Source organism: Novosphingobium sp. Leaf2, from assembly GCF_001421325.1.
In the GTDB taxonomy this organism is placed as follows: domain Bacteria; phylum Pseudomonadota; class Alphaproteobacteria; order Sphingomonadales; family Sphingomonadaceae; genus Novosphingobium.
Window position 1 is genome coordinate 90,456 of the sequence record NZ_LMJY01000002.1, and the last position, 21,813, is coordinate 112,268.

The 21,813-nt window shown below is 63.8% G+C and carries 25 protein-coding genes, 1 tRNA gene and 2 pseudogenes; 16 read left to right on the top strand and 12 right to left on the bottom strand.

Annotated elements, in window-relative coordinates; genetic code table 11:
- Window positions 1-19: 19 nt before the first annotated feature.
- Window positions 20-784: an MJ0042-type zinc finger domain-containing protein gene (locus ASE49_RS03510; protein WP_056768740.1), complete on the bottom strand. Its 765-nt coding sequence runs from the start codon at window positions 782-784 to the stop codon at window positions 20-22.
- A gap of 145 nt (window positions 785-929) precedes the next feature.
- Between ASE49_RS03510 and ftsE the strand changes: the two genes are divergently transcribed.
- The 6 genes from ftsE to ASE49_RS03540 all read left to right on the top strand — a co-directional run bounded on the left by ftsE (window position 930) and on the right by ASE49_RS03540 (window position 5,358).
- Window positions 930-1,643 (top strand): cell division ATP-binding protein FtsE, encoded by a 714-nt coding sequence (ftsE, locus tag ASE49_RS03515; protein ID WP_056768741.1) that lies wholly within the window; start codon window positions 930-932, stop codon window positions 1,641-1,643.
- Between the two features lie 17 nt (window positions 1,644-1,660).
- Window positions 1,661-2,563, top strand: coding sequence for a cell division protein FtsX (locus ASE49_RS03520; protein WP_082456288.1), 903 nt, complete (start codon window positions 1,661-1,663; stop codon window positions 2,561-2,563).
- A gap of 30 nt (window positions 2,564-2,593) precedes the next feature.
- Window positions 2,594-3,130 carry a YdcF family protein gene (locus ASE49_RS03525; protein ID WP_056768743.1) on the top strand — a complete coding sequence of 179 codons (537 nt, stop codon included), beginning with the start codon at window positions 2,594-2,596 and terminating at the stop codon, window positions 3,128-3,130.
- On the top strand, window positions 3,127-3,852 hold the full coding sequence (locus tag ASE49_RS03530; protein WP_056768744.1) for a lysophospholipid acyltransferase family protein: 726 nt from the start codon (window positions 3,127-3,129) through the stop codon (window positions 3,850-3,852). Before ASE49_RS03525 ends, ASE49_RS03530 begins: the two co-directional genes overlap by 4 nt.
- Before the next feature lie 81 nt (window positions 3,853-3,933).
- Window positions 3,934-4,605, top strand: a complete 672-nt coding sequence (locus ASE49_RS03535; RefSeq protein WP_056768745.1) for a hypothetical protein — start codon at window positions 3,934-3,936, stop codon at window positions 4,603-4,605.
- A 30-nt stretch (window positions 4,606-4,635) separates the two neighbouring features.
- Window positions 4,636-5,358, top strand: a complete 723-nt coding sequence (locus tag ASE49_RS03540) for a hypothetical protein (protein WP_235522814.1) — start codon at window positions 4,636-4,638, stop codon at window positions 5,356-5,358.
- 27 nt (window positions 5,359-5,385) lie between these two features.
- Here ASE49_RS03540 and ASE49_RS03545 read toward each other — a convergent pair whose 3' ends face one another.
- The 3 genes from ASE49_RS03545 to hisC all read right to left on the bottom strand — a co-directional run bounded on the left by ASE49_RS03545 (window position 5,386) and on the right by hisC (window position 8,306).
- Window positions 5,386-6,168 (bottom strand): transglutaminase-like domain-containing protein, encoded by a 783-nt coding sequence (locus ASE49_RS03545; RefSeq protein WP_056768771.1) that lies wholly within the window; start codon window positions 6,166-6,168, stop codon window positions 5,386-5,388.
- A 93-nt stretch (window positions 6,169-6,261) separates the two neighbouring features.
- Entirely contained in the window at window positions 6,262-7,197 is a 936-nt protein-coding gene (locus ASE49_RS03550) for a prephenate/arogenate dehydrogenase family protein (RefSeq protein ID WP_056768747.1), read from the bottom strand.
- Window positions 7,194-8,306, bottom strand: coding sequence for a histidinol-phosphate transaminase (hisC, locus tag ASE49_RS03555; RefSeq protein WP_056768748.1), 1,113 nt, complete (start codon window positions 8,304-8,306; stop codon window positions 7,194-7,196). Before hisC ends, ASE49_RS03550 begins: the two co-directional genes overlap by 4 nt.
- 86 nt (window positions 8,307-8,392) lie before the next feature.
- Between hisC and metX the strand changes: the two genes are divergently transcribed.
- Complete coding sequence (gene metX / locus ASE49_RS03560; RefSeq protein WP_056768749.1) at window positions 8,393-9,502, top strand: homoserine O-acetyltransferase MetX; 1,110 nt, start codon at window positions 8,393-8,395, stop codon at window positions 9,500-9,502.
- Window positions 9,499-10,107 (top strand): methionine biosynthesis protein MetW, encoded by a 609-nt coding sequence (gene metW / locus ASE49_RS03565; RefSeq protein ID WP_056768750.1) that lies wholly within the window; start codon window positions 9,499-9,501, stop codon window positions 10,105-10,107. The genes metX and metW overlap by 4 nt, the downstream gene beginning before the upstream one ends.
- A gap of 77 nt (window positions 10,108-10,184) precedes the next feature.
- Here metW and ASE49_RS03570 read toward each other — a convergent pair whose 3' ends face one another.
- Complete coding sequence (locus ASE49_RS03570; RefSeq protein WP_056768751.1) at window positions 10,185-10,565, bottom strand: winged helix-turn-helix transcriptional regulator; 381 nt, start codon at window positions 10,563-10,565, stop codon at window positions 10,185-10,187.
- A 91-nt stretch (window positions 10,566-10,656) separates the two neighbouring features.
- On the opposite strand from ASE49_RS03570, the gene ASE49_RS03575 reads away from it, so the two are divergent.
- Window positions 10,657-11,718, top strand: a complete 1,062-nt coding sequence (locus tag ASE49_RS03575) for an SDR family oxidoreductase (RefSeq protein ID WP_056768772.1) — start codon at window positions 10,657-10,659, stop codon at window positions 11,716-11,718.
- 88 nt (window positions 11,719-11,806) lie between these two features.
- Window positions 11,807-12,084 (top strand): annotated as a pseudogene (locus ASE49_RS03580) (methionine biosynthesis protein MetW); the annotation flags it as partial.
- 107 nt (window positions 12,085-12,191) lie between these two features.
- On the opposite strand, the gene ASE49_RS03585 reads toward ASE49_RS03580, so the two are convergent.
- Window positions 12,192-12,470 (bottom strand): metal/formaldehyde-sensitive transcriptional repressor, encoded by a 279-nt coding sequence (locus ASE49_RS03585; protein ID WP_056768752.1) that lies wholly within the window; start codon window positions 12,468-12,470, stop codon window positions 12,192-12,194.
- Window positions 12,471-12,756: 286 nt separating this feature from the next.
- Here ASE49_RS03585 and ASE49_RS03590 point away from each other — a divergent pair, with 286 nt between their 5' ends.
- Window positions 12,757-14,208, top strand: coding sequence for a carbohydrate porin (locus ASE49_RS03590; RefSeq protein ID WP_235522815.1), 1,452 nt, complete (start codon window positions 12,757-12,759; stop codon window positions 14,206-14,208).
- Window positions 14,209-14,306: 98 nt separating this feature from the next.
- Here the strand turns inward: ASE49_RS03590 and ASE49_RS03595 are convergent, their stop codons facing one another.
- Both ASE49_RS03595 and ASE49_RS03600 read right to left on the bottom strand, forming a co-directional pair.
- On the bottom strand, window positions 14,307-14,639 hold the full coding sequence (locus tag ASE49_RS03595; RefSeq protein ID WP_056768753.1) for an alkylphosphonate utilization protein: 333 nt from the start codon (window positions 14,637-14,639) through the stop codon (window positions 14,307-14,309).
- A 29-nt stretch (window positions 14,640-14,668) separates the two neighbouring features.
- Window positions 14,669-15,310: a LysE family translocator gene (locus tag ASE49_RS03600; RefSeq protein ID WP_056768754.1), complete on the bottom strand. Its 642-nt coding sequence runs from the start codon at window positions 15,308-15,310 to the stop codon at window positions 14,669-14,671.
- A gap of 173 nt (window positions 15,311-15,483) precedes the next feature.
- On the opposite strand from ASE49_RS03600, the gene ASE49_RS03605 reads away from it, so the two are divergent.
- Window positions 15,484-16,155 carry a glutathione S-transferase family protein gene (locus ASE49_RS03605; RefSeq protein WP_056768755.1) on the top strand — a complete coding sequence of 224 codons (672 nt, stop codon included), beginning with the start codon at window positions 15,484-15,486 and terminating at the stop codon, window positions 16,153-16,155.
- A 9-nt stretch (window positions 16,156-16,164) separates the two neighbouring features.
- On the opposite strand, the gene ASE49_RS03610 is transcribed toward ASE49_RS03605, so the two are convergent.
- Window positions 16,165-17,121, bottom strand: a complete 957-nt coding sequence (locus ASE49_RS03610) for a complex I NDUFA9 subunit family protein (RefSeq protein ID WP_056768756.1) — start codon at window positions 17,119-17,121, stop codon at window positions 16,165-16,167.
- Between the two features lie 244 nt (window positions 17,122-17,365).
- Here ASE49_RS03610 and ASE49_RS03615 point away from each other — a divergent pair.
- The 4 genes from ASE49_RS03615 (at window position 17,366) to ASE49_RS03630 (ending at window position 20,566) form a co-directional block, all read left to right on the top strand.
- A tRNA-Leu gene (locus tag ASE49_RS03615) sits at window positions 17,366-17,452 on the top strand.
- Between the two features lie 133 nt (window positions 17,453-17,585).
- Window positions 17,586-18,968, top strand: coding sequence for a DUF6538 domain-containing protein (locus ASE49_RS03620; protein WP_327195741.1), 1,383 nt, complete (start codon window positions 17,586-17,588; stop codon window positions 18,966-18,968).
- Between the two features lie 105 nt (window positions 18,969-19,073).
- Complete coding sequence (locus tag ASE49_RS17615; protein WP_156370079.1) at window positions 19,074-20,006, top strand: DUF2971 domain-containing protein; 933 nt, start codon at window positions 19,074-19,076, stop codon at window positions 20,004-20,006.
- A gap of 326 nt (window positions 20,007-20,332) precedes the next feature.
- Window positions 20,333-20,566 carry a hypothetical protein gene (locus ASE49_RS03630; RefSeq protein WP_056768759.1) on the top strand — a complete coding sequence of 78 codons (234 nt, stop codon included), beginning with the start codon at window positions 20,333-20,335 and terminating at the stop codon, window positions 20,564-20,566.
- Here ASE49_RS03630 and ASE49_RS03635 read toward each other — a convergent pair whose 3' ends face one another.
- The 3 genes and pseudogenes from ASE49_RS03635 to ASE49_RS18430 all read right to left on the bottom strand — a co-directional run.
- Window positions 20,567-20,857 (bottom strand): helix-turn-helix domain-containing protein, encoded by a 291-nt coding sequence (locus ASE49_RS03635; protein WP_442945934.1) that lies wholly within the window; start codon window positions 20,855-20,857, stop codon window positions 20,567-20,569.
- Window positions 20,858-21,003: 146 nt separating this feature from the next.
- Window positions 21,004-21,224 (bottom strand): annotated as a pseudogene (locus ASE49_RS18620) (recombinase family protein); the annotation flags it as partial.
- Between the two features lie 186 nt (window positions 21,225-21,410).
- Window positions 21,411-21,813 (bottom strand): hypothetical protein (locus tag ASE49_RS18430; protein ID WP_162234221.1); only part of this gene is annotated, 403 nt, incomplete at its 5' end.

Below are 21,813 nucleotides of genomic sequence, written 5' to 3' on the forward strand. Positions count from 1 at the left end.
GGCTCTTTGGCGAGCCGCCTCAGTCCGGCTTCCAGCCGATCTCGGCTGCGGCCGCGGACTTGGGAATGTCAGTCAGCGCCTCGTTCACCGTGATCGTTTCACCAGGTGCAAGCTGGTGCTTGGCGGGCACCACTTCCTTTTCGTAGACGATCGTTTCACGCCGATCACGCAGCACCACCAGCAGCGAGGGCACGGACCGGGTCTGCGCGCCGATGTTGGTGATCGTACCGCTGACGCTGAAGAATTCGGTGCCGTCGGGCAGGGGCTTGCGATCCTGCCGGCTGCGCGGAAAATCGAGCTTGAGATCGGGCTGCACGCGCTGGAACGTGGCGCGGGGCAGGGGCAACCAGTCCGGCAGACCACCGGCGACTATGGCCCCGGCCAGCCCCAGCATGGCGATGGCGAAGGCTACCGCCGCCCAGGTGCCGATCTTGGTCCAGTTGCGGCGCGGGCGAAACGGGGGCGAAAAGTCGAAGCTGGACGGCCCTTCGTCGGCGTAAGGGCGGCTGGCGGTATCATCGTAATATCCCGCCGCGCCGCGCGGTGGCGTGGTGAACGCAGCGCCCGGCGCCGGGGTGGCTGCGGCCGGCACGGCAACCGCAGGGCGCGCGGCCGACGGCGCCATGGCCGGCGTCGCTTCTGCATGGCCGCGCGGGGCAGGCTCGTACCCGTCCTGGAACCAGCTGTGCCGGCACTTGGCGCAGCGTACCGTGCGGCCTTCCACGCCGATGGCGCTATCCGGAACGGCATAGCGCGTCGAGCAGGCGGGGCAGGCGATGATCATGCTACCAGTCATAAGCACGCCTTGCGCCTGTGCTACAAGCACTTGGCCTGTGGACTCGTGCCGCGATGGCCTTTTTTCCACATGCAAGGATGCGTATAGGGGCGATGTCGTCCGTTCGGCCCGACATAACAGCATATTGGCGAGCATGAGCGCGGACGGCGAGATCATCCACTTCGACAATGTCGGCCTGCGCTACGGCACCGATCGCGAGGTGTTGAGCGACCTGACGTTCAGCCTGCATGCCGGGCGGTTCTATTTCCTGACCGGGGCGAGCGGCGCGGGCAAGACATCGCTGCTGCGCCTGCTGTATCTGGCGCAGCGCCCGTCGCGCGGGGCGATCCGCATGTTCGGCACCGATGCCATCACCCTGCCGCGCAGCCGCCTGCCGATGATGCGGCGGCGCATCGGCGTGGTGTTCCAGGATTTCCGGCTGGTGGGCCACTTGTCCGCGTTCGATAACGTGGCGCTGCCGCTGCGCGTTGCCGGCCATGCCGAGCGTGATCTGGCCGGCCCGGTGCGCGACATTCTGGAATGGGTGGGTTTGACTGAGCGGATCGATGCGAGGCCCGCCACCTTGTCCGGAGGAGAGCAGCAGCGCGTGGCCATCGCCCGCGCCGTCATCGCCCGCCCGGCGATGCTGGTGGCCGACGAGCCGACCGGCAACGTCGACCCGGAAATGGCCGCCAAGCTCATCCGCCTGTTCGAGATGCTCAACCGGCAGGGCACTACCGTGGTGGTCGCCACGCACGATGTGGACCTGCTGCGCCGCGTGCCCGCCAGCCTGATCATGCGGCTGGACAAGGGGCGGCTGTCCGATCCCACCGGCGCGCTGCGCTATCCCCCGCGCCGGCCCTCGTGATGGCAGGCGGCGTGAAGATGCGTGGCAGGTTGACGGCGGGGGGGCGGGTCGAACTGATCCCGCAAGGGCGCATGGCCGGGCCGATGCCGTGGGTGATCGCGATCATGGTGGCGATGACCGCGATCGCGCTGGCCGCCGGGCTCACGCTGGGCAACGCGGTATCCAACGCCCGGGCGGAGATCGAAGGCGGCGTGACCGTGCAGATCCTGGAGCCGCGCGCCGATGTGCGCGCGGCGCAAGCAGCCCGTGCGGTGGCCGCGATCGGCACCGTGCCGGGCGTTGCCGGGTTGCAACAGGTGCCCCAGGCGCAACTGGATGCGCTGATCGAGCCGTGGCTGGGCACCGGGATCACCGATGCCGCAGGCTCAGCGATCCCCGTCCCCGCGCTGATCGACGTGCGGCTGAAAGGGCCGGCCACGGCTGCGCAATTGGCCGCGCTCACCCGCGCGGTGATCCCGGTTGCGCCTTCGGCCCGGATCGATGCGCAGTCCAATTGGCTGAAGCCGGTGTTCGATGCGATGGTATCGCTGCAACTGCTGGCCATCGCCATCGTGGCGCTGCTCGCCGGCGCGCTGGCCGCGGCGGTGCTGCTGGCGGCGCGCTCCGCGCTGGGCGCGAATCGCGATACGATCGAGATTGTGCACCTGCTGGGTGGCACCGATGCGCAAGTGGCGCGCGTGTTCCAGCGCTCCATCGGCTACGATGCGACCGGCGGCGGCACTGTGGGGCTGGCGCTGGCGCTGGTGGTGATCCTGGCGCTGGGCCGCCGCTTCGCGGGTCTGGGCGCGGGCTTGATAGACAGCGGCGCGCTGGTGTGGAGTGATTGGCTGCTGCTGGCGCTGGTGCCGATCCTGGCAACGCTGCTGGCGATGCTCACCGCGCGGCTCACCGTTCTGCATGCCCTGCGAAAGATGCTGTAACGCGCGCGAACACCTATATAGCGTAGCATCATGTTTCGCCGCATCGTCGCTTCCCTCGTGCTGATCTGGGCCTTCGGGTTCCTGTGGTTCGCCGTCGCGCTGCCTGGGCCTTTACCCGGCAGCGTGCGCACGGATGCGATCATCGTGCTGACCGGCAGCCAGGGGCGCATCGAACACGCCGTCGCCATGCTGGAAGCGGGCAAGGCGCCGGACCTCCTCGTTTCGGGCGTGGACCGGGAAGTGCGTCCCAAGGAATTTGCCGTGCAGTTCAAGGTGCCGGCCCGGCTGATGCGCTGCTGCGTAACGTTAGGCTACCGCGCGTATGATACGCGCTCCAACGCGATCGAGGCGGCGCAATGGGCGGCGGAGCGCAATGCGAAGTCGGTGCGCATCGTCACGGCGGACTGGCACATGCGCCGCGCCGCGCTCGAACTGGGCCGCGCATTTCCCGATACCGTGCGGCTGGAATGGGATGCGGTGCCATCGCACCCAACGTTCGGCACGCTGTTTCTGGAATATCACAAGCTGCTGGCCCGCGCCGTGCTGAACCTGTGGGATATGATGTGAACGATACCCCTGCCGCACCTAAGCACGCGCGCTCGACGCCAGGTGATGTCCTGCGCTCGCTGGTGTTCTACGCCGCGTTTTATCTGGGCACCGTGGTGATGGTGATCGCCTGCTTCGTGGCGTCGCTGCTGGGGGATGAGGCGCTGCGGCGCACGGTGCGGGGCTGGTCGCGCATGCACCGCTGGATGGCGCGGTATATCCTGGGCATCCGCATCACGATCGAAGGCGATCTGCCGGACGAAGGCGTGCTGGTGGCGATCAAGCACGAAAGCTTCTTCGAGGCGATCGACCTGCCCGCGCAGATGCATGAGCCCGCGCCGTTTCCCAAGGCCGAACTGGCGGAAATTCCCGGCTGGGGCTGGGCCGCGCGCCGCTATGGCGCGGTCGTCGTCCAGCGCGGTGAGGGGGCCAAGGCGCTGCGGGCGATGGTGACCAGCGCGCGCGGGTTCGCCGCGCAGGGCCGGCCGCTGGCGATCTTCCCTGAAGGCACTCGCGTGCCCACCGGCCAGCGCCCACCGCTGCAGGCCGGGTTTGCCGGCCTGTACAAACTGCTCGCGCTGCCGGTGGTGCCGGTGGCGGTGAACAGCGGGCGATTGTATCACCGCCGCTGGAAAAAGCCGGGCCTGATCACCCTGCGCGTGGGGAACCGCATCGAACCGGGCCTGCCGCGCGAAGAGGTGGAAGCGCGCGTGCACGCCGCGATCAACGCGCTGAACATCTAGGCCGGCGCCCGATCAAGCCGTAGATCCGCGCATCAGCCTTTAAGGATTGCGCTTGATCGCTGCCGCCGCGATGATGCCGGCATGGACTTCATGAAATGGATCAGCTCGCTCGACGAAATCCTTTACGAGGTGGCGAGCTGGTTGTTGTTCTTTCCCCTTACGCTCTATCGCGCGGTGGTGCGTCCGCTTGTGATGATGGAGTATGCGGACGAGCAGTTGTTGCTGCCGCAGGAAGATCAATACTCCGCGGCCTTGAGCCCGCCTTTGTTCCTCGCGCTGTCGCTGCTGCTCTCGCACAGCTTTTCAATGGCGCTGGGCCAGTCCGATGCGATCATCGCCGATACGCGGGGCCTGGCTGGCCTGGTCAACGATCAGGCAAGCGAACTTGCGCTGCGGATCGTCGTGTTCGCCGGGTTTTCCCTGTTCGCCGCGACCCGGCTGGTCAGAGTGCGCGGGCTGCCGATCGACCGGAAATCGCTGCAAACCCCGTTTTACGCCCAATGCTATCCCACGGCGATATTTGCGCTGTTCATGGGTATTGGGATCAGCCTTATGATCATTCCCGGAACGGCCACGATAACGGCGGGGGCGGTTATCGCTGTTGCAAGCATCGTTAACTATTTTGTCATCCAGATGCGCTGGTTTCGTAAAAATTTGGGCATCGGATATTTACGATCTTTCGGACATGTAGTGATCTTCCTTATTGAAAGCATCACGCTTTTAGTCATTGTATGTATTTTGCTATCGCGTTAGATTTGCACGAAATAGTGCAAGGGGATGTTCATGCGTGCACTGGCGATAACTATCGTTGCGTTTGCAGGGTGCGTTGCTTCGCACCAGGCCTTTGCACAGACGCCGCCCGATGTATCCGATCTGGTGGGAGCCCGGGGTGCGGGGGGCGAAACGCAGCTGGAAGCGCGGGGCTATCGGTTCGTCACGACCAACACGGTACGTGACACGAAATGGTCCTTCTGGTGGAGCGAGCGGCAGCGCCAATGCATCTCGGTGGCCACCAGCGATGGTCGATACGCCAGCATAATCACCGTGCCTGCAGCCAATTGCCGCACTGCTGCCGACACGTCAGGCGCGCGGGCTTATGCGCCGCAAGCCAATGGCGGCGCCCGGATCGACCTGGTGTGCATCGGCGCAGGCACTGGACCTGCAACGCAGAGCACGTCCGATTATCGCTACAATTCCAAGACGCGCAAATTCGAGTATGGACGCGAGACGACGCTGGGCCGCGCAGCGTTTTCAGCCGACGCGGAAATCGAGATTTCAGGCGAATCTGGCCGCATTCGTCTTGCCGGGCCGTTGGTGTCGCCCATCCATTCGGGAGGATCGGATGGCTGGTGGCCGATCAGCGGGCTGATGGTAACGCCCGACCGCATCACCGGCCAGTATCGCATGAACGGACTGAACAAGCCGCGGATCGACTACAATCGCCGCACCCGCGTGTTGCACATTCAGGCCACTACCGAATTTACCGGACGATGCGAGGAACAATAGCAATTCGGGGGTCGCTCTGGCGCCCCCTCACCCCGGCACTTCCGTAACCTCTACCGTCTGCGAAATCATCTCCACGTAGCCGAAGCTGGACAGGAACGAGACGTCCGCCGCGTCGCGGCCGATGCCGATCTTGGCGATGCGGTCGGGGGCGGACATGCCGGTGGCGTCCACCATGTGCCACATCCCGTCCAGGAACACTTCGGCCACCGCGTGAAAATCCTGTGGGTCCACGCCAAGGCCGTAGACGCTGGCGAAGCGGGCAGGGATCGCGCTGGCCCGCGCCAGCGAGATCATCAGATGCGTGTAATCGCGGCATACGCCCCGCCCGCTCTGAAACGTGTCGATCGCGGTGGTATAGGCATCGCTGGAGCCCGGCTCGTAGGTCAGGTTCGTCTCCAGCCAGTCCCGCATCGCGGCTATCCGCTGGCCGCCCTTCAGGTGACCGAATTCGCCCTCCACGAAGTCCAGGAAGGTGTCCGACTGGCAATAGCGCGAGGGCATCATGTAATCGACCGTCTCGCCAGGCAGCTGGTGCGGCGGCACCGCGTCCAGGCTCGCCACGTCAGCCAGATAGCGATCGACTTCGACGGTCGCCTCGTAGCGCACCTTGAGCGGGGCGGCGATGCGCAGCCAGATACGCTCGCCGATGTTGGCCTGCGCGGCGATGCGGGCAAAATGCTCAACTGGCGGCAGGTCGATATGTGCGTGGATCACGCGTTGTTCGGGGATCATCGCCGCTTCGATCTGTAGCATCACGTCCACGGCATCGTGAACGGCGTAATCAAGGGTCGTCACGATGGAAAGCTGCATGGGGAAGCGGGTATCCTGATTGGCGAAGGGCACGGACCGGAGGGTGGAATACGCAGGATCGGCCCAGGCTCCCACGCGGGCCGAAAAAGCTGATCAGGGTGAAGTCTGTGTCGCCTTGGCGCCATCATGATCACCGCGACCGAAATCGGGCCGGGCATCGTCCTGCCCTTCCTCGATGATCGAACGGCGGATGGCGCGGGTGCGGGCGAAATGTTCGAAAAGCTGCTCGCCATCCCCCACCCGGATCGCGCGTTGCAGCGCGGTCAGGTCTTCGGTGAAGCGTTGCAGCATGGTCAGCACCGCCGCCTTGTTGGACAGGAACACATCGCGCCACATGGTGGGATCGGACGCAGCGATGCGCGTGAAATCGCGAAAGCCCCCCGCCGAATACTTGATGACTTCGCCCTGCGTCACGTCTTCCAGATCGGAGGCGGTGCCCACGATCGTATAGGCGATCAGGTGCGGCAGGTGGCTGGTGACGGCCAGCACCAGATCGTGATGCTCGGGCGTCATGATCTCGACGTTGGCGCCCAGCGCTTCCCAGAAGGCCACCAGCTGCGATAGCTTTACCATGTCCACTTTGTCCGGCGGCGTGACGATGCACCAGCGGTTGCGGAACAAGTGCGCAAAGCCAGCGTCCGGGCCGGAATTTTCAGTGCCGGCAACCGGATGCGCGGGGATAACCGTATGGTCCGGCAGCGCTGCGGTGAGCGCCTCGGCGATCGCCTGCTTCGACGAGCCGACATCGCTGACGAGCGCGTTGGCGGGCAAGGCATCGCGCACCTGCTCGGCAGCGAAGCCCATCACGCCGGGCGGCACGCAGAAGATCACCAGATCGGCATCGCGCACCGCATCGGCTGCAGTGTCGCACACGGTATCCACCAGCTGGCGCTGCCCGGCTCGGGCGCGGTGCTCGGCGGACAAATCATAGCCGGTGGTGCGCGCGTGTGGCAGGTATTCGCGGATCGCCAGCCCGATCGAGCCGCCCTGCAGGCCAAGGCCGATGATGGCGATGCTGGCAAACGTCATTTCGCGGCGTCCGCCATCTCGGCCAGCGCATCTGCGATCGCGTCCATATCGTGCGCGGCACCGATGGTGATACGCAGCGCGTGGGGCAGGCCCTGGCTTGGCAGCCAGCGCACGATGTAGCCGCGATCCGCCAGCCCCTCGAACGCTGCCTCAGCGCTCAGCGCGCCCTCGAACAGCACCAGCACGAAGTTGGCTTGGCTGGGCAGGGGGCGCAGGCCGTGATTGCCCAGCGCTTCCAGCCGGGTGACGAAGCGGGCGCGCTCATCCCGGTTGTGGACGCGGCTGGCTTCCACGAATGCGGTATCGCCCAGCGCCGCCAGTGCCATCGCCTGGCCGGTGGCGGACACGTTGAACGGCCCGCGAATGCGGTTGAGCGTGCCGATCAGGCCCGGTGCGCCGGTGGCCCAGCCGATCCGTTCTCCGGCAAGGCCGAAGATCTTGGAGAAGGTGCGCGTCACCAGCACGTTGTCGTGCGCGGCGGACAGCGCCAGCGCGCCATCGGCGTCTTGCGGCGCGACATATTCGGCATAGGCCTGGTCGATGACCAGCACCACGTCAGACGGCAGCCCGGCATGCAGGCGCGCAATTTCGCCGCCCGGCAGGTAAGAGCCGGTGGGGTTGTTGGGGTTGGCGACGAACACCACGCGGGTGCGCTCGCTCACCAGTGCCAGCAGCGCGTCAACGTCGGTGCCGTAATCGGCGTGCGGCGCCACCACCGGCGTCGCGCCGCAGCGCCGTGCGGCGATGTCGTACACCGAAAAGCCGTAGCGCACGTAGATTACCTCGTCGCCCGGCCCCGCATAGCCTTGGGCGATCAGGTTGAGCAGTTCGTCCGAACCGGTGCCCATCACCACGCGCGCCGGGTCGATGCCGTGGGCCGCGCCGATGGCTTCGCGCAGGGCGGTGCTGTCCGGATCGGGGTAAAGCGCTGGGGCCTGCGCGCGTGCGGCAAGGGCAGCCGGGCTGGTGCCGAGCGGATTTTCGTTCGCCGACAGCTTGATGAGGCGCTGGCCGTCCGCCCCGGTGGAGCGCCCCGGAACATAGGCATGGATCGCCGAAATCCAGGGCTTGGGTTCAGGGCCGGCGGTGGTGGTGATCGTTTCGGGCATGACGGGGCGCCCATACCCCAGCAAGGCCGCTAATGACAGGGGCGGATTGAATCCCTAATGGCTGGCCCTTAACTGGCGAAACGATCATGGCCCCCGCGCAACCCATCCCCACGCAGAACCGCGTTCTGGACCTCGACATGCCGCTGTTTCTCGACGGTGGGCAAAGCCTTGCGTGCCCGCGCATCGCGTACGAAACATGCGGCACGCTCAACGCGGCCAGGGACAACGCGATCTTCATCTGCCACGCGCTGACCGGCGATCACTACGTGGTGTCCAACCATCCCAAGACCGGCAAGCCCGGCTGGTGGGTGCGCATGGTGGGGCCGGGCAAGCCGATCGACACCGACCGCTACTTCGTGATCTGCGCCAACGTCATCGGCTCGTGCATGGGATCGACCGGGCCGGCCAGCCTCTCGCCCGATGGGCAGCCGTGGGGCATGCGCTTTCCGGTCATCACCATCCGCGACATGGTGAAAGGCCACATCGCCGTGCTGGACGCGCTGGGGATCGACGCGCTGCATGCCGTGGTCGGCGGATCGATGGGCGGGATGCAGGCGTTGAGCCTCGCCGCCAACTTCCCCGAGCGCACCCGCGCGGTGCTGGTGCTGGCGTCCACCGCACGCCACTCCGCGCAGAACATCGCCTTCCACGAAGTGGGCCGCCAGGCGATCATGGCCGACCCGGAATGGCGGGACGGGGACTATTACGCGTTTGGCAAAGGCCCGGAAAAAGGCCTGTCCGTGGCGCGCATGGCCGCGCACATCACGTATCTGTCCGAGGCGGGGCTCACCGAAAAGTTCGGCCGCCGCCTGCAGAACCGCGAGGAAAAGACGTTCGGGTTCGACGCCGATTTCCAGATCGAATCGTACCTGCGCTATCAAGGCCTGTCGTTTACCGACCGGTTCGACGCCAATTCGTACCTCTACATCACCCGCGCGATGGATTACTTCGATCTGGCCGAGGAGCACGGCGGCCTGCTCGCCAACGCGTTTGCCCGGTCGAAAGCGCGCTACTGCCTGGTCAGCTTCGATACCGACTGGCTGTATCCCACCGCCGAATCGCGCAACGTGGTCCACGCGCTCAACGCGGCCGGGCACCCGGTCAGCTTCGTGGAACTGTCCGCCCCGTTCGGCCACGATTCCTTCCTGCTGGATGTGCCCGCGCTCGACCGGGTGGTGCAGGGGTTCCTGGGATGAACGCCGCGCACAAACAGGGCCTGCGCCCCGATCTTGCGGTAATCGCAGACAACGTGGCCCCGCGCGCCAGCGTGCTGGACGTGGGCTGCGGCGACGGCACCTTGATGCAGGCCCTGCGCGACGGGCAGGGCTGCGCCACACGCGGCATGGAGCTGGACGGGCCGAACGTGGGCGCGTGCGTCGCCAAGGGCCTGTCCGTGATCCAGGGCGATGCCGACCGCGACCTCGCCTTCTATCCCGACAAGTCGGTGGACTACGCGATCCTCTCGCAAACCCTGCAGACCACGATGCGCCCCGACGTGGTGCTGGAGGAATTGCTGCGCATCGGCCGCAAGGCCTTCGTCAGCTTCCCCAACTTCGCCCACTGGCGCGTGCGCACGTCGCTGTTGTGGAACGGCCGCATGCCGGTAACGCGCCTGCTGCCGGTGGCGTGGTACGAAACCCCCAACATCCACCACCTCACCATCAACGACTTCCGCGCCCTGCTGCGCGAACGCGGGATCACCGTGGAGGGGCAGTGGTTCCTGTCCGGCGACACCCGGTGCAGCGCGGCGGCGGCGAATTTCCGGGCGGAACATGCGGTGTTCTTGCTGGCACGGGGGTGAGGCGACTGAGGACTGAGGACTGAGGACTGAGGACTGAGGACTGAGGACGGCTCTATCCATACTGCGCGCGGCAGCGCTCAGGCGCGGCGCGAGCTTGGACGAGGCACCAACTGATCCAGAGCGTCGGCGTTGTCTCGGCCCCATCCATACAAAAGCTCTACCGGTTCCACAAATCGCAGGCCAAGTTCTGTCAGGCGATATTCGACCATGGGCGGTATCGCGCTGTGCACGTGCCGGCTGAGCAGTCCGCTGACTTCCATGTCACGAACCGTCTGGGTCAGCATTTTCTTGGAGATGCCCGGCAGACTGCGCAATAGCACGCCGGTGCGGGCGGCACCCCCGTGGCGGGCATGCAGCGTATGCAGGACCATGCTGGTCCATTTCGTGGCAAACAGTTCAAGCACGCGCCGCGGTGCACAGTCTTCCCGCCATTCATCGTCGGGCGTTTGTGGCTGCATATGGTTACCTTCAGGTGCCTGGGGTCGTGAACGGTGCCGTCTAGACCGAGCGTAAGCCAATGCCTAGTTCGGATCATACAAGGAGATGATCATGACGAAAACCGCATTGGTGGTAGGCGCGAGCGGTATCGCTGGCAGTGCAACGGCGACGCTTTTGCTCGACCACGGCTGGACGGTCCACGGTTTGGCGCGCCGACCCACCGGCCAGGTTGGGGTGCAACCCGTCGTGGCCGATCTGCAGGACCGGGCCGGGACAGCCGAAGCACTGCGCGCTATCGATCCCGATGCCGTGTTTATTTCAACCTGGCTGCGGCAGGACAGCGAGGCGGAGAATATCCGCGTCAATTCCGCCATGGTTCGAAATCTGCTGGACGGATTGCCCAAGTCCGGCGGGCCGCGCCACGTTGCGCTGGTGACTGGCCTGAAGCATTACCTTGGCCCGTTCGAGGCGTATGGAAAAGGCACGCTGCCGCAAACCCCGTTTCGCGAAACGCAGGGCCGGCTCGACATCGAAAACTTTTACTACGCGCAGGAAGACGCGCTTTTCGCAGCCGCCGCGCGCGACGGTTTTAGCTGGAGCGTGCACAGCCCACACACGGTGATCGGCCTGGCCGTTGGCAATGCGATGAACATGGGCACGACGCTGGCGGTTTATGCCACGGTTTGCCGGGAGACCGGGCGGCCTTTCGTGTTTCCCGGCTCCGCAGCACAATGGTCGGGCCTGACCGACATGACGGACGCCGGCCAGCTTGCCCGTCATCTGCTGTGGGCGACGGAAACCCCGGCGACGCACAACGAGGCGTTCAACATCGTCAACGGCGACGTCTTTCGCTGGCAGTGGATGTGGGAGCGGATCGCCGCGTGGTTCGGCATCGAGGCAACGCCGTTCGATGGCACCGTCCGGCCGCTGGAGCAGCAGATGGCGGGCGACGCGCAGGTGTGGAAGGAAATCGCGACCCGCAAGGGACTGGCAGAGCCCGATCTCGCCCGCCTTGCCTCACCCTGGCACACCGACGCCGATCTGGGCCGCCCGATCGAGGTCGTCACCGACATGTCGAAGAGCCGGCGGCTGGGCTTCACCGGATACCAGCCCACCGACGACGCATTTTTCGCGCTGTTCAAGCGTTTGCGCGCCGAACGGCTGATCCCATGACGCGGTATGGGGCAACGGGCATAGGCGGACAGGGTGACCCGATCGGCTAGCGTGGGAAACGCCGCCGCCAATCGCTGTCGCGCAGGCGCAAGGCTTTCGGCAGTTTCCCCACTTCGCTCACCCGCGCGTGCGCACGTCGCTGCTGTGGAACGGCCCCATACCGGTGACGCGCCTGCCGCCGGTGGCATGGTACGAAACCCCCAACATCCACCACCTCACCATCAACGACTTCCGCGCGCCTTGCTGCGCGAACGCGGGATCACCGTGGAAGGACAGTGGTTCCTGTCCGGCGACACCCGGTGCAGCGCGGCGGCGGCAAATTTTCGCGCGGAACACGCGGTGTTTTTGCTATCGCGCGGGGGGTGAAGGTTGGGAGGGGATGACGGCCAGGCCGTCAGCCCCTCCCATATTTTTAACCCCGTGCCGTGGTGAATGCTGCAGTCCGGAAACAGAGGTTTTTTTCAAAGAACGCCTCACGTTAAGTAGGCGTGGACGATTTCTACCAGTTCGTCAGCGGCTGCACGCTGCGGACTATCGGGTGGGGACGCGGGATCGATCAGATGCTCGCGGATATGGTCTTCGATCACTTCTGCGATAAACCCGTCGAGCGCACCGCGACAGGCCGTTGCCTGTTGCAGAACGCGGGCACATTCCTGGTCCTCCTCCACAGCCCTCTCGATCGCCGCGATCTGGCCGCGCATACGCTTGAGACGATTGAGCAGCTTTTTCTTTTCTTTTTCGATGTGGCTCATGCGTGCTCCAAATTGCACTTGATCCTATACCCCAGGTGGGTATGCGGCGTCCATCGGTTGCAAAGGATTGCGACTCGATAATATCGCGTACGCTTGCGTACCCGAAACCAAGGATGACGATGAACAGCCAATCTAGCCCCACATTCTGCGAGGACGATAGACGGCGCTTTGCCTGCTTTGTCGTCAACCCGGGATGTGAACGGTTTGCGGAGTTTGCGCCAAGCGTCTGACGCCTAGGTAGCGATCTCCCGAGCCGGATGAACCGGAAAAACTGAGGAGGTCGCACATGACCGTTTACATGCTGCGCGTACAACGGCGCGCCGATACCACCTGCGTCAAGCTGCTTGGGTTTCTATCCGAGAGCCGGATCTTTGCGCTGGCACATGCTGTCGTGCTCGCGGGTCTCACTAACTTCGCGCCCGCACAGGCCCAAACCGTTCAGGAGCACTTGCCCTCTGCGACCACACCTGCGCCCGCCTCGTCGTCGGACGCACTGCCCGACGATGAAACCGTAGCGATCCACGGGCAGGCGACGTTTGTGGTCCAGGGCACGCCCGGTTTTGCCTCGCCCTATACCGGCCCCAACAGCCTCGTGCCGCGACAGGCAAAAGAGACGGTGGACGTCACGCTCTATGCCGGTGTGCGGCCTTGGGCCGGGGCGGAACTATGGGTGAATCCTGAGATCGACCAGGGCTTCGGCCTGTCGAACACATTGGGGGTTGCCGGTTTCCCAAGCGCGGAAGCTTACAAAGTTGGCCGCAACAATCCGTATTTTCGGCTTCAGCGGGCGTTTTTCCGCCAGACGATCGGGCTTGGCGGCGAACGTGAGGCGGTGGAGGGGGCGGCCAACCAGCTTGGCGAGGCGCGTGCAAAGGATCGTCTTGTGCTGACTGTCGGCAAGTTCGGTGTTGGCGACGTGTTCGACACCAATAGCTATGCGCATGATCCGCGCGGTGATTTTCTCAACTGGTCGGCGGTGGATGCGGGCAGCTTCGATTATGCCGCTGACGCCTGGGGCTACACCACCGGTATCGCGGCCGAATGGTATCGCAGCGCATGGACGTTCCGGCTCGGCGCTTTCAACCTCTCCAAGGTTCCGAACGGTGAAACGCTGGAAACGGGGTTCCAGCAATATCAGCTCGATGCCGAGATTGAGCATCGACACATGCTTGCCGGGCGTCCGGGAGCAGTTAGGGTGACAGTGTTTCGCAATCGCGGTCAATTCGGTCGCTTCGATGACGCTCTGGCGCTTGCTGCGCAAACCGGTGCCGATGCAGACACCGCACTGGTCCGTCGTCGGCGGACTCGCGCCGGCGTCAGCATCAACGCAGAGCAAGCTGTGACGGACACGCTCGGGCTGTTCGCACGCGCCGGCGTGGCCAATGGTCAGGTCGAGCCGTATGACTTCACCGATATAGATCGCACGGGGCAGTTGGGCCTCGCGCTCAAAGGTGCCGGCTGGGGCCGCGGCGGCGATACCATCGGCGCGGTGTTCATCGTCAACGGCATCAGCCGCGAACATCAGCGGTATCTTGACGCTGGTGGTCTCGGCGTCCTGGTGGGCGACGGCAGGCTGCCGCATCCTGGATCGGAATACATCGGCGAGGCCTACTACAAGGTGGTCGCGCTAAAAGGGGTCGAGTTCTCACTTGACTACCAGCACATTGCCAATCCGGGCTACAACCGCGATCGCGGTCCGGCCAATGTGTTTGCCTTCCGCGCCCATGAGGCATTTTGAAGGTGCCCGGCGCAGATCGATGCGCTGTCTTTCGCCCATTCGGCAGGATTTGATTTCCGCTTTAGTCCGGCTCTTTCCTGCCTTTGGTGCGCCGGGCCTCACCGCTTCCTTACAAACTCCGCCCGCAGCACCAGCCCCTTGATCCCCGGATACTTGCAATCGATCTCCTGCGCGTCGCCGGTCAGGCGGATGGCGGGGATTAGGGTGCCGCGCTTCAGGGTCTGGCCGGCGCCTTTGACGGTCAGGTCCTTGATCAGGGTCACCGCGTCGCCGTCCGCCAGCAGGTTGCCCACCGCGTCGCGCACTTCCACCGCGTTCTGCGCGGCGCGGGTGGCGGTGCGGTCGGCAGCGAGGCGGGATGCGGGTAGCCATTCGCCGCTGTCCTCGTCGTAGATATAGTCGTCGCCGGTATCGGACGTACTGTCGGGCATGGTGCAGGTTCCTTGTGGGTAAGCGCGGCTCAGGCCGGGCGCGCGTTGATGAGGGCAAGGCCGAAGCCCACGAAGACCGCGCCGGTCAGCCGGTTGAACGCGCGCTTGACGGCGGGCCGCGCCAGATGGCGCGCGAGCGAGCGGCCACCCAGCGCATAGACGCAGTACCACCCGGTCTCCACCACGCTGAAGGTGCCCAGCAGGATCGCGAACTGTGCGGGCTTGGGTGCGGCAGGGTCGATGAACTGGGGGAAGAACGCGGCGGCGAACAGGATCGCCTTGGGGTTGCTGATGGCGATCGCAAAGCCGCCGCGATACAGCACCCACGCTGAGGGCCGGCGCGGCGCGGGGGGCCGGTCACGCCGGTCGGCGTCTGGCGCGGCGGCTACCGGGCTGCGCCACGCCTTCACGCCCAGGTACGTCAGATACGCAACGCCTGCCCAGCGCAGCACCTCGAACGATCCGGGCACGGCCAGCAGCAGGGTGGTCAGCCCGGCGGCGGACGCGCTCATCAGCAGCAGGATCGCCGAAAGGCACCCGGCCATCGCCACCACGCTGGCGCGCGCGCCGTATTCCACGCTGCGCGACAGGACATGCAGCATATTGGGGCCGGGCGTGCCGCACACCATGAATACCACGCCCACGAACAGCCACCAGGTATGAAGCGTCATGTGCGTTAGGCCTTCCTTATGCGCGCGCTAACCGGGCCTTACGGCGGCGCTGCGGGCAGGGCCAGACGATTTTCCCGGCACACCGCGCCGGCATGCGGACTTATCCACGCGATTGCCGACGTCGCGTCCGCCCCCGTCTGGACGCTGCCGTGCGGCTTTGGCATCGCTCGGGAATGTGGCACATCTATCAGTTCCCGCTCTGCCCGTTCAGCCGCAAGGTCCGGCTCCTGATGGCCGAAAAGGGCATCGCCTACGAACTGCAAACCGCGCGTCCCTGGGAGGATGAGGACCGCTTGTTCGCCATGAACCCGGCGGGCCGCACTCCGGTCGTGCGCGAAACGGAAAAAGGCATCGTGCTGGCCGATAGCCGGGCGATCTGCGAGTATTTCGAGGAAACCGTCGAACGCAACCCGCAGATCAGCGGCACCGCCCAGCAGCGCGCCGAGATCCGGCGCCTGATCGCGATGTTCGACGAGAATTTTCACAACGATGTATCTGGCCCGCTGCTGCTTGAACGCATGAAGAAGCGCCTGGTCCTGCGTCAGTCCCCCGACGCCAAGGCGCTGCGCGAATCGATGAAGCTGGCGCACGATTACCTGGATTACATCGATTACCTGATCGACAATCGCCCCTGGCTGGCCGGCGCCACGATGACCCTGGCGGACCTTGCCGCCGCCGCCCAGATATCCGTCGCGGATTATCTGGGCGGGCTTGACTGGTCGAGCCACGAACAGGCCCGCGCCTGGTATCTGGTAATGAAGTCCCGGCCTTCCTTTCGCCCTCTTTTGAGCGAGCGAATGGAGGTGATTCAGCCACCGACGCACTACGCCGAGGTCGACGGCTGAGGCCGCGCCTCAGGCGGCGTACTTGTTGCCAAACCGCCCGTTCTTGCGGAAGCGTGTCATCCAGCGGTCCAGGAACAGGCCCAGGGGACGCGGCGTCACGCCCAGATCGGTGATGCCGGGCACGGTGCCGGTGGCGACGCTGCCGGCTTTCAGCAACGCGAACTGATCGCTGGTGATCGGCGCACCGGGCAGCCAACCGGTGGCGCTGGCAATCAGGCTGGACACCGCATCAGGCAGCTCCGCAAAACTGCGTGAACGACCCTGCGCCGCAGCGATGCGGCGATTGAAATCCAGCATGGTGACGACTTCGGGGCCAGCCAGCTCGTATACTTTGCCGCCATGTGCAGCGGGATCGGCCAGGGCACTGGCGATCGCTTCGGCCACATCGTCCACGAACACCGGCTGGAGCTTGGCTTGCGGCCCGAACACTGGCAGTATCGGAAAGCGCGAGATCAGTTCGGCGAACATCGTGACGAACTTGTCGTCCGGCCCGAACACGAGCGAAGGGCGCACGATCGTCGCGTGCGGGAAGGCGGTCAGCACCGAAGTCTCGCCTTCGCCCTTGGTGCGTACATACGCGATTGGCGATTCGGCATCCGCGCCGATCACGGACACGTGGACGAAAGCCGCTACGCCCGCCGTCCGGGCTGCCGCAGCGATCACCCCCGCGCCCTGGCCTTGCAACGCATCCAGGTTGCCCGAAAACGCGCCGACGAGATTGACCACCATGTCCGATCCGGCCAGCACCGCCGCCAGTGTGTGCTGCCGCGTCACGTCCACGCCCACGAACTGGACCTGGCCCAGGTTGCCCAGCGGTTTGACGGCAAACGCCTTGCGCGGATGACGGCTGGCGATCCGCACGCGCGCGCCGCGGCTCAGCAGTTCCTGCGCCAGATGCCGGCCGACGAAGCCGCTGCCGCCGAGCACGGTGACGATCTTGCCGGAAAGGGGATTGGTGATGCTCATGGTCCGATCGATCCTTCGCTCGCCGCCCGAACGATTACCGGGCCGAAGCACATTGCCAAGGCCCTGCCACAACCCAAAGTGAGGAGCAACCGGCAGTTGCCTGACAGATGATCCCCGCGCCGCGATGTCGGCGAATATCGCATACCATCGAATAAATTGCCCGGTAGCCCGTTGACATGCCGCTGCCCCCCCCTTAGAGGCGCCCTCCTACCCAGCGAAGGCGTCATTCAGCGCTTTCGCCCGTGCCCAGATGGCGGAATTGGTAGACGCACCAGCTTCAGGTGCTGGCGATCGCAAGGTCGTGGAGGTTCGAGTCCTCTTCTGGGCACCAGCACTTCTCAAGTGCTTGATATCTCTCGGGGATCGTCCAAAAAACGGTCCCCAGAGAGCATCTGCTACCCCAAACTGCTACCGTTGAGGGCCGTGTTTGCTACGGTAAGCTGCTACGGGATTTGCCCCGTGGTGTGCTTCGACGGGGGCAAAAACTCTACTATCGGCACACTGTGCCCGTGGACACTCAGCGACTGCTGAACCGGCTCGAAATCTGGCGCTCGCTTCGGACGGACAGCCTTTCGGTCGCGCTGCGTCGATTGCCGGGAGTCGTCGCCCGGATCGAAATGGAGATCGAGCACGCCCGCGCGATGGCGGGCATGCCTGTAGATGCGATGCTCATTGAACCGTCGAAGGACGATCCTGTCGAGCGCCCGATCCCAACCCCAATCGCGCTTCCGCTCGTCGCCAGCATTGAGCCCGATAGCCCGCTCACGCTCGCCGAGGCATATCGCAGCTACATCGACGATCCGACGCGCGCTTGGACCGCCAACACGCGGGAGGCGTATGAGACGAGTAGGAAGCTCGCCATCGCGGTGATCGGTGAGGCCGTTCCCGTCGCGTCGATCTCGCGCGCGCACTGCCGCGATATGCTGGATGTGCTGCGCTTCCTCCCCGCAAACGCGGGGAAACTGTTTCCGAAGCTCTCGCCGCGAGAGGCCGCAGATCGCGCCCGCCTGCGCGGCGACATCAAGGTAATAAGCGCGGCAAATGCCAACTCCCTGATGTCCAATATGAGCAGCTTCCTCAACTGGGCGGTCAATGAGGAACTGCTCGCCCGGAACCCGGCAAGGGGATTGCGTCTGCCCGACCCTATCAACAAGCGGGACAAGCGCTCACCGTTCAACCGGGACCAGCTTCATGCGATCTTCAATGCGCCGCTCTATCGCGGCTGCGTCGATGGCGGGCGCGGCTACAACAAAGTTGGGGATCACCGCCCACGCAACGCGCGATTCTGGGTGCCGCTCATCGCGCTGTTCACCGGCGCACGACTGGGTGAAATCTGCCAGCTTGATGCCACCGATATCCGCACCGTAGATGGCGTCGATTGTATCGTGGTGAGCCTGCGCTCACTGAACGGGACGACCGATAAGCAGTTGAAGACTACCGCGAGCGACCGGCTCATTCCTGTCCACCCGACGCTCATCGACTGTGGGTTGCTTCACTTCGCCGAGGCGAAGCGAAAGGCGGGGGAGAAGAAGCTGTTCGACGATATCGAGACGGGATCAACGGGCTCGCGCCCGGTGGCTTTCAGCAAATGGTTCACCCAGTTCCTCCGCGCGTGCGGCGCGCAGCGGAGCCGCACTTCGTTCCACTCGTTTCGACACAACTTTAGGGACGAGCTACGCGCGGCACGGATCGACCACGACATCGCACTACTACTTGGCGGTTGGACCACCGGTTCATCTCGAACCGCTGTCCACGAGAATTACGGCAGTGGTTACCGGGTTGATGTGCTCAATGACGCCGTGGGAAAGCTGTCGTTCGCGCAGGTGGATGTCCGCCACCTGCTCTGATGCGATATGCTATTGCCACAAGGGGCTAAATCATGGTGCGGATAGGGAAGACTGCGGTCAACCTTGCTCATAAGGTGAGCGAGCACCGCTCCGGGGAAAAGTTCCGTGCCTGATAAGCTATACAAATACCGCCCGTTTCATATCAACTCTCTCCGGTCAGTGATTCAGGCAGAGGTATTTTACGCTAAACCTAAAACCTTCAATGATCCCCTCGATTGTGATCCAACGATAGAGATCGATGTCTCACGATCACATTTGGAAAACCTGCTATACCGGATGCTTCTTAGGACAAGAACCGAGAAGGAGGCGGAGGGGGATATTAGTCAATTGAGGTATTACTCGACTGAATATGGCGACTATAGAAAAGACGAAACGGTCGAGGGCTATCTGAAAACTATCGTAGCTAACAAGATAAAAGATGAGTTGGATAACGAACTCGGAAACGAGGGCGTTCTCGCATTGTCGTCAACATGGGCAAGCGCTTTGATGTGGAGCCATTATGCCGATGAACACAAAGGCATATGCATAGAATATGACACTCGTGATCAGGACCACCCTAGACTCGCGCCAGTGAACTACCGGGCTCCAAGAGCCGTCAAAACCAGCGACCTCTGGCTTTGGAAGGCAAAGGGAGATAATTTAGCCCGTCAGCGTGTATTTGATACCTATTTCTACTCGAAATCGTCAGAGTGGAAATATGAAAAAGAGTGGCGAGATGTATCTAATAAAAGCGGTGTGCGGGGCGTGCCGTTTCGGATCACCGCAATCTTGTTTGGGCTCAGATGCGATCCGTCTATTATTACTAGTTTCGTGCGTTTGCTAAGCGATCACCCAAAGATAAAACTTTGGCAAATGCTTCCAAAAGATGACAGTTTTGCTCTTAGAAGAGAGCAGGTTGATCGGGAAGAGGTTCAGCGCGCCGGTATCCGCGAACCGTCGTTCTTGCTGTTCAAAGACTTGGTTTGGGATGAGGATTTTGAGAGAGTGGATGAGCTTGAGCCTGCGGAAGACTTTGATCCAGAAGGCAATGTAATCTGAGTGAGGCAATTGTCGCAATGCGCACAGTTCTCAATCGCCGGTGCCAGTCTGCCGAATAATTATCCCGACTGGCGACACGGCCCTCAACGGGCGCGATTTTCCGGGATTTTCGGCCTGATAATGGGCCATTTTCCCGTAGCAGTTTGGGGTAGCAGATGCTCTCTGGGGACCGGGTGCCCAGAAGAGGAGCGTAGCAGGGCTGGCTGTCGAGGTCGGCGAGATGGCTCGGATTTTGTCCTGTGTTTTCAATGTTGAGGCTGGCTTGCGGTTCGAGTCCCAGAAGAACACCCGCATCATCACGCCCCTGACCGTCAGCGGCGTGCTCAGTGAGCGACGCCGGTGAGCCTGTGGTATGGTCGGTCTGGGTCATGTGCGGAGGCTCCGGGATCGTGATTGAGCATAGCGAACGGTGCGGTGATGATGGGACGGACGAGCCGTGTCCGATCTGCCGGGGCGAAGAACTCGACCCGGATTTCCTCGCGATGATCGAGCGGGCGGCGGCTCAGCCGGGAAAGGCGATGTCCTTCGATGAAGCCATGGAGTGGCTGGACACCCTGTGATCAGGCGGCGAGCAGCCGGTAGACCGACGCGCGGCCGATCTTGAGACGCTTGGCGATCTGGGTGGCACCGAAGCCCTGCTGGCGAAGATCGCGCACAGCGTCGGGGCTGATCGTCGAGGGACGGCCCTTGTAGACATCGCCCCTGAGCTTTGCCGCCTCAATGCCCCGGCGCTGCCGCGCCTTGATAAAGTGCTTCTCCATCATCCCCACGAGCCCAAACACGGTCAGCATGACCTCGGCCATGATGTCGGTGCCGTCGAGCGTGATGGCCGGGTCATTGATCCGCAGCACCGCCTTYTTCTCAATGACGCGCTTGGCGATCGTCAGCAGGTCGCCRGTGTCTCTGGCGAGTCTGTCTGGATGAAGGGCCAGAAGTTGATCTCCCGGTTCGAGCAGGCGCAGGGCAGCTTCGAGTTGGTCGCGGCCAGTGAGCTTCNGTGTCTCTGGCGAGTCTGTCTGGATGAAGGGCCAGAAGTTGATCTCCCGGTTCGAGCAGGCGCAGGGCAGCTTCGAGTTGGTCGCGGCCAGTGAGCTTCGAGCCGTTGCCGACATCGACGAACACGACGACCGCGCCCAATGACTCTAGCATCGTCTTCTGGCTGGCGGCGTCCTGCCCCTGCGATGTGCTGATCCGTGCGTAGCCGAGCGTCTTGCCCATCGAGCCTCCTGACTGTCCTGTTTGGCTCTAAGAGGTTCTCACAGAACTGTATTTCGTCAAGAAAATGCGACCCGCTCAAGACGGATATCTGGCTCAGGAATCGTGCTGCTGATGGTTGCCCTATCGAGGCGCGATAACGGTCGGCAATCGTTGCGCGGAAGGCTCATTGAGCGAATGCAGTGACGGTCAGGACGACAAATGGCACAGCATCTTGTCAGTCTCGCTGATGTGTAGGTGCAGGATAATGCGATGCTTGTCGCTCTGCTCAATGGGGAGCCACCGCATGCAGGCGTGCGCTTCACCGACGATGGCGATGTGGGCCGGTTCGCCGTGATCTCCTGTATACCAGCCCGGATAAACCACCATGAGGCCGAAGTCTGAGGTGACCGCCTCCAGCAGCGCGTGCCCCCCGCCGATCTGACTGACGGCGCATTGCACACCGTTGAGGACAAAGCTTGGCTCGGAGTGCTCCTCTGCGGTGAGCATCAGGTCAATGAGGCCGGGACAGTTAGTGAGGCGGATCGGCGCGAGCATGCCGATATTTAGGATGAAGCAGGCCAGTGCTACGGATAGCAGCGGCTCACTGGGG